The organism is Sporosarcina sp. ACRSL (assembly GCF_022346605.1).
Classification (GTDB): Bacteria; Bacillota; Bacilli; order Bacillales_A; family Planococcaceae; genus Sporosarcina.
This window is the reverse complement of record NZ_JAKRNT010000011.1, coordinates 94,077-106,482: the sequence shown is the minus strand read 5'-3', so window position 1 is coordinate 106,482 and position 12,406 is coordinate 94,077. Positions and strand designations below refer to the sequence as shown.

The following is a 12,406-nucleotide window of genomic DNA, read 5'->3' as shown; positions in this document are numbered from 1 at the left end:
ACTATAAAGGATAAGAGAAGTTTTTTTCAGTATGCTCTGTCACGATTTGAGATGACATTTGTCATGAAAAAGCGGAGAGTCGTCCAGCAAATAAAACGGTGACCGCCTGAAATAACATGAGGACCGCCTGATAACATCGACAAACCGCCTGAAATAATATGAAGACCCTGATAACATCGACAAACCGCCTGAAATAATATGAAGACCGCCTGATAACATCGACAAACCGCCTGAAATAATACGAAGACCGCCTGATAACATCGACAAACCGCCTGAAATAATATGAAGACCGCCTGATAACATGGACGAACCGCCTGAAATAATATGAAGACCGCCTGATAACATCGACAAACAGCCTGAAACAACATGAAGAACGCCTGATAACATGGACAAACCGCCTGAAATAATATGAAGTCCGCATAAAAGAAAAAGAAGGGGTGTCACAGAAAGTCAGTTTCTACTGACCTTTTGACAACCCTCCGCTTTTGTAATTGCTTATTTCTTATTCGATGGATGCTTTCGCATGCCTTTCGTTATCTTCTTCCATTTATCCCGTTCGGCGGCTTGCGCTTGACGATCCATTTTCCGGTCGAGAAATGCGAGTTCTTTCTGGAGTTTTACATAGTTCCCGTAACGTTCTCTCGACAATTCGCCAGAATCGAGTGCTTGTTGAATCGCGCAACCCGGTTCGCTTTCGTGGCGGCAATCTCCGAATTTGCAGGATGCTGCCAATTCCTCGATATCTTTAAAGCCGGAGTCGAGGCTCTCACTTTCATTCCACAACTGGAATTCCCTCATCCCCGGTGTATCGATGAGCACTCCTCCTGTTGGAATTTTAATGAGCTCTCGGTGGGTCGTTGTATGCCTTCCTTTTGCGTCATCTTCGCGAATGCCTTGCACCGCCATCTTCCCTTCCCCGCAAATCGAGTTGACGAGAGATGATTTTCCGACACCGGAAGATCCTAGTAATGCTGCCGTTTTGCCGTTTTTCAGCAAATCCGTAATCTGTTCGACGCCTTCTCCGGTCGTATTGCTAACCGAGAAAACATCCGTACCGAATGCAATGGCTTTCGCCAATTCCAAATAATGATCGGGATCATCGGTAAGATCCTTTTTTGTGAGGACGACAACTGGCGTCGCTCCAGAATCATAGGCTGCGACAAGATAACGTTCCAATCGTCTTGCATTGAAATCATCGTTCATCGACATGACGAGAAAAACGATGTCGACGTTCACTGCAATGATCTGTTCGGAAATCGTCGAACCTGCCGATTTTCTTGAAAAGAGCGATGTCCTAGGCAGAATCGCATGGATAATGCCGCGCTCCTCGCCGGGCATTCTTTCAACGACTACCCAATCCCCGACTGCCGGATAATCCCTTCGTTCATACGCGGCATGTTGAAATGCCCCCGAACAGACGGATAGCCATTCCCCTTCCGCAGTCATGACTCGGTACATCCTTTTATGTTCAAGCGTGACGCGTCCCGCACCGCAATTTTCCGCTTTCAATTCTTCAACTATCGTATCCATATTTTCTTGATGGAATTGATTCCAACCGTATTCGTTTAAATTAATCAAATTACTTCCTCCTATTATGGGCATATAAAAAAGCATGGTTCCGGATCGGACACCATGCTTTCACGCGCATAACAGAAGAAACATGCCTATTACGAAGGCATGGCAGGTGAAATTATGGTGCCGATCAAATTTGCAATAGCCGTATTGATTTTAACCATAAAACATCACCTACTTTCTGAAAAGTTAAGCTAACTATAACTGAACTACGTAGAATTGTCAATGACCCAATTGGATAAAATCTCTATTCTTTCTACTCCACATCAATTTCCTTTTTCACGTAGTTTGCGATATCCGAATCCCCGTCACGGAACTCTTTGTACCAACCATTCCTTTTGCCCTCAGCTATTGTAATGACTTGCCCAAGTACCGTCCTCACAAGCAAGACATCCTCATGCATCCGAGTTTTCTTTTCTTCACTGAGAGTACCCTCTTCCTTTAATTCCTCTAAATGATCTCCAATAGACTTAAGTGGTACAGCGACCCTCGAAATGGAACTGTCTAAGAAAAGAAAATACCACTCAGACTTACGGAGCTCCGAGATATACTGCTCTAATAAAATCTCCCCATTTTCTTGTTTAATCTTTACTTCCCAATAGGAATGATCCTTGTCATAAACGTTTTTCAGTTTCTCAATCGTTTCGTTTACAGCCCTTTTGTTTTCCCATCCTGCTTCTTGTTTTAATTCACGATTTTCTTTAAATAAGTTTAAACTCGCATACCCCAATAACAAAAGCATGGCGACCAATATCTTAATGACGTTTTTTGAGTTCATCCCTCACTCCCCCGTTGGTTTCCAAACTTTTCGATAGCCTATATTTACGAAATACCCAATAAGAACCCCAACCGTATTCAAAATAATATCGTCAATATCGGTGCTACGACCGATGAAGTATTGTATGCTTTCAATAAAACATGTGACGCCCAAGCCGATAAAGAAGATGGATGTGAATGAATCAAACCTTCTCCATAACAGCGGAATGAAGAATCCAATTGGTGAAAAAACGAACACATTTCCGAGCAGGTTCACGAGCGAAACACTATCCCAATCGCTCACATATTGAGAGTAACTGAAGATTGTTCGAAATGGGATGAAGTTGACAGTCGTAAGATTATTGTAAAGGTAAACGTCGAAATAAAATCTGCCTCCCTCCACGCGTATATTCCACTCTGGAATAATCGTTTGAGAAGCTAGCCCAACTAAGTACAAGACAAATAGTGCGAGCAATATTTCTCGCGATTTACTGACCGGCCGTTTCCTTATTTTAACGAAAATTAGTCGTGCGATGAGATATATCGGCAAGGCAACAATCATATATCCAAACATATTCACGAAGTATGTAGCAATTAATCCCATGGCTCCTCCTCTTGACTCCGTTTACTTCTCATAGAGCTTGACGTGTCCATGTTGAGAGATGTTCCAATCAACTATTCTTGAATGTTTACCACCTGCTACTAGTTATCAATCATTTCCCGGAAGTTATCGGTCATTTCCGGGACTTTATCGGTCAATTCTCAAATTTTATCGATCATTCTAGACGAGTTATCGGTCATCTTCACAACTTTATCGTCATTCTATGACCTTTAACCTATAATGAAAAGCTTCGACAGGCCCCTAGCCTTCGAAGCTTTTATCATCAAACCAAGCAATTCTTCGGAATCCAACCGACTTCGCCAGTCCGCAATTTCACTAATGTATATCCCGCTTGTCGCTCATCAATGATTGAGACGGTTTCCCCTTTTTCAACAGATAAAAAACTTGTGCTCAAGTCATTTTTACATTGGTTATCTTGGATAAATTCATTTTTGATCCACTGCTCTATGCCTAGATTTGTATTCTCGCATAATGTAAAAAACTCGTCTTCCTGAACAATGCGTACTTCATAATTCGGGTATGTTACTGTTCCGACCCGTCCCATATCCTCTGTATGACTCCGTAAAATCGTTTTTTCATTCAAACCGTCCACATATGTATAACTGATGTCTTCACCCGTCATCAATAGTGCATTTAGCTGCCCATCGCTTTTGATTTGATTCCCGCCATCTATGGAAATAATCCTCTTTTCCAGATCAATCAGCGGGCTGTTCGAGCTAACTGAATTTGCCCGATAGTTGACGACCGGCCAATGCCCAACGATGACCGTCTTATCCGCCTGATGCCCTTTCTCGTAAAATGCAGGAGTATAAAGAGCAACTTCTCGGCTCGTCTCCTTCCAATCCAGAATGTCCTCAACGCCTGCATGAATGATGATGAAATCGTCTGTCTCAAAGGCAATTGGCAGTTGATCCAGCCAGTCAAGCACATCACCGAACTCACTCCGATAAAAGTCTCCAAGTTGCTGGAGCGTTTCAAACTCGTCAAGCGTTTTCCCGTGGCGGTCAAGCATTTCATTCAAAATAGAGTTCTTCCTTTGACGCATGTAGTTTTTAATGCCTTCCACATGATTGAATACGTAATCGTGAACGACATCGCAATTCCCTTTTGTAATAAAAACCCGATCTGACTCGGCGCTTAGCCTTCTTGCAAATGCTACTGTCGACAAGCTGTCCGGCCCTTTTTCGCAAAGGTCTCCGTTGATGAATAAATAATCTTCTGTCGTATAGTTCACTTTCTCAAGTAACTCTTGAAACAACGGGAGATTGGCATGAATATCTGAAGTGACAATGACTCTTCTGTTTTTATCTAATTTCAATTCTCTTACATCGATCATCTCTATATCCCCTTTAGCAGAATCATCTATATTCTCTAAGAATGACTATACCATATGGAAGTTAAAGGGTCCCACTGAAACAGACAGGTGGGACCCTCGAAACTTAATTTATATAAAATACACTCGTACAGCTTACGACAAGCAGGATCATGAAAAGGCCCACCATATACCCGTCTACTTTGCCAACGCGAATGACCTTGTAAAAGCTGTTCCTTTTCTCTCCCGTAAATCCCCTTGCCTCCATTGCGAATGCAGCCCTTTCCGCTTTTCGGACAGCACCCGCGAGCATCGGCAGAAGAATTTTTCGCATATGCATCAGCCGGCGAAACACATTTTTCTCCTGTGCCGCTCCTCTAAGACGATGGGCTTGCTGGATTTGGACGAATTCATCTTTCAAGACAGGCAGAAACTGATACCCTACGAGTATGCTATATGCAATTTTCGGTGATAGTTTCATTTGCTGCATTAAACTTAAGATGAACGAAACAGGATTGGTCGTCAATGCGAAAAGCAGTGATAATCCGGAAAACGCCAAGACACGAAAGCTTAGAGATAGAGCATGATTCAGCTGGACTTCTGTAATATGGAACGACCAAATTGAAAGGACGACTGGCCCTGACTTATCTTCAGCAAAAACGAGCGTCGTCCAAAAATAACCGAACGCCATGATGAAGAACGGAATCATGAATAGAATCCATAGTTTCCAATCGATCCGGCTGAAGAGTAGTTGCAATGCCAGTACACCGATCCAGACAAACAGCGGTGTCCAAGGATTGAAATAGAAGGCGAGCGTGAACATGCAAACTGTTACGGCAATGAACTTTACAGAAGGGTTCATATTATGCAAAGCTGTATTCACGCTGCACCCATCCTTTCGGCTGCAATAAATGATGCTTAGCAAGCATTTCCTCGTCTTCCCAAACTTGCTCAGCGTCAAACTTCCCAGTCAGAGTACCATTTTTCATTAACAAAATCGAATCCGCCACATGGTAAGCAAATTCCATATCATGAGTGACAAGTAAGAAGGTAGTCCCTTCCCTTGCCCGCTCATCGATCAACCGAAACAACTCCGCCATGGAAGCGGCATCTTGCCCGGACGTCGGCTCATCCATCAATATGATTTCTCTGCCGTCGCACAACATCGAAGCGATGGCCACTCTCCTCTTTTGCCCATGGCTGACGGCAAAAGGGTGGGCATCATCAACTGTCAACAAATGCAAACGATCAAGCAATTCGTCCACGCGAGTGCCGCCACCGAACGCAATTTCGTTACGAACTGTTTTCGTCACGAATAAAAATTCAGGTGATTGAGGGACATATCCTAGGTTAGAAGGATGCACTGTTCCATTCGCAGGAATCAATCCGCATAACGCTTTCAACAAGGTAGATTTGCCACTTCCATTCGGACCCGCAAGGACTGCCACTTCCCCTCGGTCTAAAGTGAATGAAACCTCTTTCAGGAATGAATCCGTATGAACTTGACTAACATCAAGTGATCGCTGGTTTTGTTTGCTGCTCATCCTTTTATGCATTGGAGAAGCGATAGCTTTTTTCTCCAACTGAATTTCCCGGTCGAAGAAATCACCCCAGACATCCAACCGATGCTCAATGGCCAAAATCGTCAAGGACCGTTTCCTTTGAAGCTCATCCAACCAGCTAATAAACTTTTTCGCTGTATAAGGATCCAAATGAGAGATTGGTTCATCAAGCAGAAGAACTTCGGGCTCCATAATCAATGCACAGGCTGTAGCAATCCGTTGCTTTTCCCCGCCCGACAGCTGTTGAATGACGGAATGACGGAAATCGGTCAAATCCGTTAACTCCAAAACATCTTCGATTCTCGCATCCATTTCAGCTCGATCCACGTTCAAGTTTTCAAGCGTGAAGGCAAGCTCTTCTTCTACAGTTTGCATGCAAAATTGTGAATCAGGATCTTGGAAAACTGTCGCTATTCGATGATTCACTTCACCAGGCTTATAGGAGTCGCTTTCCCTATCGAATAATTTGACAGAACCTCTCACAATGCCATCGCAATTTTCCGGGTACAACCGGTTGCATAAATAGAGCATCGTCGATTTGCCGCTTCCGCTCGACCCTGTGATGACAACCCTTTCCCCGCTTTCCACGGAAAATGAAAGGTTTTCAAAAATCCATTTCTCCTCATCGGGAAAGCAGAAACTTACTTCATCGAACCGGATGACTTCAGGCACTGGCCTCACCCTTCTTCGTACGTGTAATCGCATATCCGCGGAGCGAACCCGTCGCTAGTAAGCCATCGACGACTACCTTGCCACCAATTCCCGCGAGCACCGCTCCACTCACAATCCGGATGCCTAGCATAAGTAGCACATAACCTGTACTGAACACCGTAAATCCACCTAATAGATAGCCATAGGTGAAGCTGAATATCGAGGCGCCAACACCCGCCAACATCAGCACCCATAAATCAAATCGCTTATAGCGTGTTGCCGCAAAAGCCGCCTCGGCCCCTAACCCTTGGATGACACCTGCCAGGATCAAACGAGGACCTACCGCATTTCCAAGCAAGACCTCAATAGCTGCGGCAATCGTTTCCGAAATAACAGCAGCTCCAGGTTTCCGGATAATATACATACAAATGATCGAGACGATAAACCAGATGCCGAAGATCCATTCATAAGCGATTGGCCCAATAAACCCCGCCCAAATATTCCCGACATGCAAAAAGAGCAAATAGACGATCCCGAACACGACCGAAAACAATGACATCAGGACAACTTCTTTCAACTTCCATGACTTCAACATGTCACTGCACTCCATGAGACGGACTGTTAATGCTCATCGAAACAGTCATGACCAAATGTTTATGTTCTTCTGAGCGTGCATGACTGAATGTCTCCTCGTAAAATGCAAATACTTCATGGATATCTCCGTGAATACCACTCGCATAATGCATCGATTCGTTATAGACGCCCCACTCTTTCGCCCTCTCCACCTCGCGATAAATGACATCCATATAATTTGGATTATTCATCGGATAGAGCGCAAATTGAGAGGAGACATACTGTTTCGTATCATCCGTATTCGCCGCTTCATCACCTTTATCTAAATACACATCCCCCGCTGTATCACCAGGGCATCCTGCTGAAAAAGTTCCCGATAACGCGATATGCTTGCCTGTTTTCGCCGCATGGAGCGTAATTGCCTTCGCCACGTTAAACACATGTACCTGTTTGCCTCGAATAACAGTCGACACATCATCTGTATGCATCCAAACATTCGACGTATCCGTTTGTTCAAGCGCTCCTTTAATCACACTTACAAAATCATCTGCCATCGGATGTAATGAAAAACGAAATCCGACGATTGGGCTTAATCCACATTCCATTTCCTTCGACCTCCCGAAAATTTTCATAAAAAAAACTACATCCCGGAAGATGTAGCACTTCTCCAATATGAAAACAATGGAAAGCCACTACACTTCCCCACGCAGGTATTATCCTGATCGGGTTATAAGGGATCGGAGCTCTTGCTCGCATCTCAGCCAATATTGGGCACCCCTAGTGCAGAAACGGTATGTAGTTGTCTTTTATGTTGCCACTAGTATAGACGATGAATTTTTAATTGTAAATGAAATCTGGCAAACTCGTACTTTCGTCCATATCTTTCCACTAATTTCTCACAACTACGCATAAAACTAGATTTTCAAGCTTAAATTCATGCATTCACGCATAAACCCAAATACTTACGCATAATTCCATAGAAACGCGCATAAAGCGCTAAAACGACGTATAAAGTAATTTATTCACGCATAAATGAACAAGCATTTCTATCTCAACTGCTTCGCTTACACCTTTCTGCTCAATTTAACTTTAAACTCCGGATGCGTGACATATTCTTGATATTCCACTTGGCCGTCAAACGCAAGATATTCTTCAATTCGGGTCCGGATCGCAGGTTGTGTAATATAATCCAATACTTCTTCTTTTGGAACCCACTTGCAATCCGTTGTCTCATCTGATGTGCAAAGCTCCCCACCAACCGGCTTGCATGCAAAATCGAACATCACTTTCGTTGGGACGTCCGTCACTCCGTCATACCATTTATAGATGGCTGAGTTTGTATACATCCCAATTAAGTGGCTCACTTCCACATCGATGCCACTTTCCTCTTTCACTTCACGGATTACTCCATCGATGAGATTTTCCCCCACTTCAACTTGTCCACCCGGAAACACCCATCCACCATGATGCGTTTTCACGATTAATAAATTCCCTCTTTCATCCTCAACGAGCCCTCCACAGGCTATAATATGCGTCGGCCAGGCCATTTTCCCCATCCCCTATTCTTTGAATACTTATTCTATTCATAATAACAATCTTTTCCTATTAATTAAAGCTCTTCTTCGAGATGATTGATCTTACTTGCTAAACAAAACCCTTTGACCAATACAGTCAAAGGGTTTGATGAATGAATTGCCTCGATGCTTGCTACTTTATTAAAAATTACTAAAGCCTCCGTGCATTCCATGCATTCCGTGTTGGTGCATATGGTGGTGCGTATGGTGGTGTGTATGGTGGTGACTATGGTGGTGACCCATATGGTGGACACCTGTATGATGGACACCCGTATGATGGACACCTGTAGGATGGACACCTGTATGATGGACGCCTGTATGATGGACACCTGTATGATGCATACCATGATGGCTCATTTGTCCCGTGTGAAAATGGTGATGGTGATGGTGATGATGCTCATGCCGGTGATCATGATGGCGCCTTTCCCCCATGTGATGTTGTTCAGGGTTTCTCACATCTATACCTCCTTCATTTCTCATTCATCTATAGGGTATGTATGAAATGAAATGAATTGTAGGTGTATTACACACTCGTGTAAGTTAATTAGTAATTTTAGAACGATAATATGCATCCAATTCTTTATAATATTTATTCATCGATGAAGGTGAAACCCCGAACCATTCTGCTATTTCTTTCATCGTCATGGAAAGCGGTTCGTAAAAGGAGTGTTCTTGGCCGAAACGAATAGCACCCGCTGCAATGGCTGTCTCTTTACGCGCATTCGGTTGTTGCTCGACTAAGAAATCTTCCACAATCTCCAATAGCTTATTTGGATTGCGATCATGTTTTTCTAGAAAATCCATGGCGTCTAGTAATACACCAGCTTCAAATTCGGTAAACTCTCCGCCTTGATAGCCGTTTTTCCCAAGCAACAGCCAGAATTTAATTGTATTTTCCTTTATGAATTCGTTAACCTTCTGTTCTTGCGATTCAAATTGCTTTGCAAATTCCTCGAACACTTCTGCATGATCTGTCGGGAAGAAGAGTAGGCTGGAGACGGCCAAATATTGATTTTCCTCCCCTGTCTCGTCAGGGAGAATGAAACAGAATAGGTGAACACCGACAGGAATCGGCTTTTCATTTTCCCGCCGTAACCGAACCACTTCTTCGTTAAAGATCAACTTCACAGTTATGTATGCATCGTCAACATCGATAACTTCTCCAATAAATGCACGGGGCTGCTGCCAAGTGTCAAGTATTCGTAATACAGAAGGACGCAATTGCTTTTTCCTCTGTTTGTCCAAATAGCCAATCCAAATATCCGGTCGATGATGGAAGAAGAATTCATCCAACACAATCGCTTCAATCATCTCTTCTTCAGGCAAATAAGTGCCCAGCGACTGCTTCCATTCATTCGCTAGCTTCAAATATTCCGGGATATCTTTCCGCTCAGGATATTCATCATAAAACGTCTGTAAAATTCGCTCCAGTTCTTCCGTATGGACCGTCTCAACGGAGATGGCCTCTTTAGATTGACAACATTTCTTATATTTCTTTCCGCTGCCACAAGGGCAAGGATCATTACGTCCAATCATTTAAAACACTTCCCTTACCAAATTTACAACTCTTCCAGTTTACCATTTTTATGGCGTATTCGAAACGGTTCCAACTTCTTGTTTTGCTTTGGCAACTGGTCCTTTAGGCTTTTAGTGATTGATTTTACAATAAAATTGTCGAGATTTATCCTATGTACGTTATATAGTACAAAGAATGATATTTGTAGCATTTATAAGGATAATCAACTTCCAATTTTTACTCTACGCTCATAAGTAGAGGTGATAGGTCATGGTTGCGTCTTCAAACTTCATACGTCTTGTTGGAGAACATTTACAGATGATTAGAGAAGCAAAGGGAATGAATCAAGAAGAATTGGCGGAAAAAGCAGGGATTGCCCGAGCACGAATTTCTGAAATCGAAAACGGAAGAGGCAATGCGACATTAGCAACTTTGGAAAAAGTCATCGATGCTCTTGAAATAACGCCAATGGAGATATTCAACTTCCAAAACCTTTCAGATACAAAGGATATTACAGACAAAAAGCTACTGATAGAAATCCATCGGTCCATGCTTATGGAACGTGACATTAGTGAAATTCAATATGTCATTGATAATACCAAAACTGTTTTACGGTTAATGGATAAAAAGACGGATTACGGAAAAGAATGAAAAGAGCCAATCGGCTGGGCGGTCGGCTCTTTCGTATAAGTTAAGTTTAACAAAGCACAATGATTTTAAATGGTGTCGTTTGCGCTGGAATGCTTCTCGTCGAAGCACCATAGATGACAACCAGATTTCGGTTTGCAGGATTCCCAGTAAAGGCTTGCTCGTTTTGGAGAACGATTTCTGTTTGCCTCGATAAATTCAATTTCAAATTACCGTCGCTGCTTATGAATTGGCTATTAAAGAAACTCACTTCCACAAAGTAATTTGGATTTTCCTTCGCCATTACAATTGCCCGATATTGCGGAGGGTAAATTAATGGCACTGGCGCGTCCACATCGAAAAACCCCGTTACAATATCCCCTACCTTCACTTGTACATGATCCACAAAATAAGTGGAAGGTTCGACAACAAAATTAACAGTCTTACCGTCTCGATCCGTCAGTGAAAATAACTTATAACAGCCTAATTGGGGATCATTTTGTACAATTGGAAAGTTATCGATTCCCATCACCCTGCCTGTAAAAGAAAGAAAGTTCGTCAATAACATACCTCCATCACGATTGGAACGTTCGCTACATAGTATGCATCTTCATTAGAAAGTGATGGCCTTTGAATGTTGATTGACCTTTCAATTAATCCGTTCCTCACTCATTAACTCACTGACTGTCCCGAGCTGATATCCTTTTGCCTTGATGTCGGCTATCATTGCGCTTAATCCTTGTGCAACGGGCTCTGTAGGATGCATGAGAATCATTGCACCGTTTTCCACTTTTGAGACGACACGATTGACCATTTCGGTTGGTGAAGGCTTTTTCCAATCCACCGTATCGACCGTCCATAAAATCGTTTTCATTTGAAGCTCGTGGGCGACATCGACAGTTTGTTGATTAAAACTTCCGCTTGGTGGTGCAAACCATTTCGGCTTGAACCCGATCGTCTTTTCGATGACATCATTCGTTTTTGAAATTTCCTCCATCGTCTCAGTCCTTGAACGTTTCTGAAGATCAGGATGGCTGTAGGCATGATTTCCGATTTCATGGCCTTCATTGTAGATCATTAACGCTAAATCTGGATTCTTTTTCGTCCAACTGCCATCGAAGAAAAACGTCGCTTTCACTTGATGCTCATTCAAGACGTTAAGAATGGTTGGAATGTATTCATTTCCCCATGCAACATTAATATTCAAAGATACCATCGGCTTTTCCGGATTTCCGCGAAAAATCGGTTGAGGATCGAGATCGTCCAAATGGACATTCGGTGGCACTTGTTCAAATACGAGCAACGTTTCATCGAACTTCCCTTTTGCCTTCATTTTTTCATAACTCGCTTCAACGTTAATACGCAATCCGTTATACCCCGGTATCGCTTTCCAAACCCTGTCCACTTTTGCATCGATGGGCTTAATTTCATGCTGTTCGCTGTAGGTTTTGATTTTCTGAAAAAGAGCTTCATTTCGCAAAGTTTTTTGTATGTTTGAATCTAAAAAAATAGCATTACTTGGAATTGCAAAGCAGCAAAATGCAAAAATTAGTGTGCTAATGAGCAGTCCGTATTTCATGACATTTTCACCAAGTTATCGTTTGTCATCGTAAGTCCTCCATTTTGATGATGTTGGCTTTA

15 protein-coding genes and 1 riboswitch are annotated in these 12,406 nt (G+C 42.8%); of the genes, 1 reads left to right on the top strand and 14 read right to left on the bottom strand.

What is annotated here, in order from left to right:
• Positions 1 to 39: 39 nt before the first annotated feature.
• The 12 genes from MHZ92_RS16625 to MHZ92_RS16570 form a co-directional block, all read right to left on the bottom strand.
• Positions 40 to 444 carry a hypothetical protein gene (locus MHZ92_RS16625; RefSeq protein ID WP_370644769.1) on the bottom strand — a complete coding sequence of 135 codons (405 nt, stop codon included), beginning with the start codon at positions 442 to 444 and terminating at the stop codon, positions 40 to 42.
• 51 nt (positions 445 to 495) lie between these two features.
• The gene (gene rsgA / locus MHZ92_RS16620; RefSeq protein ID WP_239432887.1) at positions 496 to 1,575 is read right to left on the bottom strand and encodes a ribosome small subunit-dependent GTPase A; all 1,080 of its coding nucleotides are present in this window, start codon (positions 1,573 to 1,575) and stop codon (positions 496 to 498) included.
• A gap of 253 nt (positions 1,576 to 1,828) precedes the next feature.
• Positions 1,829 to 2,350, bottom strand: a complete 522-nt coding sequence (locus tag MHZ92_RS16615) for a hypothetical protein (protein WP_239432830.1) — start codon at positions 2,348 to 2,350, stop codon at positions 1,829 to 1,831.
• 3 nt (positions 2,351 to 2,353) lie between these two features.
• The gene (locus MHZ92_RS16610; protein WP_239432829.1) at positions 2,354 to 2,932 is read right to left on the bottom strand and encodes a VanZ family protein; all 579 of its coding nucleotides are present in this window, start codon (positions 2,930 to 2,932) and stop codon (positions 2,354 to 2,356) included.
• 280 nt (positions 2,933 to 3,212) lie between these two features.
• Positions 3,213 to 4,286 (bottom strand): metallophosphoesterase, encoded by a 1,074-nt coding sequence (locus tag MHZ92_RS16605; protein WP_239432828.1) that lies wholly within the window; start codon positions 4,284 to 4,286, stop codon positions 3,213 to 3,215.
• Between the two features lie 103 nt (positions 4,287 to 4,389).
• The gene (locus tag MHZ92_RS16600; protein ID WP_239432827.1) at positions 4,390 to 5,145 is read right to left on the bottom strand and encodes an energy-coupling factor transporter transmembrane component T family protein; all 756 of its coding nucleotides are present in this window, start codon (positions 5,143 to 5,145) and stop codon (positions 4,390 to 4,392) included.
• Positions 5,126 to 6,496: an ABC transporter ATP-binding protein gene (locus MHZ92_RS16595; protein WP_239432826.1), complete on the bottom strand. Its 1,371-nt coding sequence runs from the start codon at positions 6,494 to 6,496 to the stop codon at positions 5,126 to 5,128. Before MHZ92_RS16595 ends, MHZ92_RS16600 begins: the two co-directional genes overlap by 20 nt.
• The gene (locus MHZ92_RS16590) at positions 6,489 to 7,070 is read right to left on the bottom strand and encodes an ECF transporter S component (protein WP_239432825.1); all 582 of its coding nucleotides are present in this window, start codon (positions 7,068 to 7,070) and stop codon (positions 6,489 to 6,491) included. Before MHZ92_RS16590 ends, MHZ92_RS16595 begins: the two co-directional genes overlap by 8 nt.
• Before the next feature lies 1 nt (position 7,071).
• The gene (locus MHZ92_RS16585) at positions 7,072 to 7,653 is read right to left on the bottom strand and encodes a Ykof family thiamine-binding protein (RefSeq protein WP_239432824.1); all 582 of its coding nucleotides are present in this window, start codon (positions 7,651 to 7,653) and stop codon (positions 7,072 to 7,074) included.
• Between the two features lie 77 nt (positions 7,654 to 7,730).
• A riboswitch (TPP riboswitch) is annotated at positions 7,731 to 7,837 on the bottom strand.
• A gap of 275 nt (positions 7,838 to 8,112) precedes the next feature.
• Positions 8,113 to 8,595, bottom strand: coding sequence for an NUDIX hydrolase (locus tag MHZ92_RS16580; protein WP_239432823.1), 483 nt, complete (start codon positions 8,593 to 8,595; stop codon positions 8,113 to 8,115).
• A 168-nt stretch (positions 8,596 to 8,763) separates the two neighbouring features.
• On the bottom strand, positions 8,764 to 9,078 hold the full coding sequence (locus tag MHZ92_RS16575) for a hypothetical protein (RefSeq protein ID WP_239432822.1): 315 nt from the start codon (positions 9,076 to 9,078) through the stop codon (positions 8,764 to 8,766).
• 84 nt (positions 9,079 to 9,162) lie between these two features.
• Positions 9,163 to 10,158, bottom strand: coding sequence for a YecA family protein (locus MHZ92_RS16570; protein WP_239432821.1), 996 nt, complete (start codon positions 10,156 to 10,158; stop codon positions 9,163 to 9,165).
• Between the two features lie 250 nt (positions 10,159 to 10,408).
• On the opposite strand from MHZ92_RS16570, the gene MHZ92_RS16565 reads away from it, so the two are divergent.
• Positions 10,409 to 10,789: a helix-turn-helix domain-containing protein gene (locus MHZ92_RS16565; protein WP_255723619.1), complete on the top strand. Its 381-nt coding sequence runs from the start codon at positions 10,409 to 10,411 to the stop codon at positions 10,787 to 10,789.
• 46 nt (positions 10,790 to 10,835) lie between these two features.
• Here the strand turns inward: MHZ92_RS16565 and MHZ92_RS16560 are convergent, their stop codons facing one another.
• Together MHZ92_RS16560 and MHZ92_RS16555 are read right to left on the bottom strand one after the other, a co-directional pair.
• The gene (locus MHZ92_RS16560; protein ID WP_239432819.1) at positions 10,836 to 11,327 is read right to left on the bottom strand and encodes a hypothetical protein; all 492 of its coding nucleotides are present in this window, start codon (positions 11,325 to 11,327) and stop codon (positions 10,836 to 10,838) included.
• A gap of 87 nt (positions 11,328 to 11,414) precedes the next feature.
• Entirely contained in the window at positions 11,415 to 12,344 is a 930-nt protein-coding gene (locus MHZ92_RS16555; protein WP_370644768.1) for a polysaccharide deacetylase family protein, read from the bottom strand.
• Between the last annotated feature and the right edge of the window lie 62 nt (positions 12,345 to 12,406).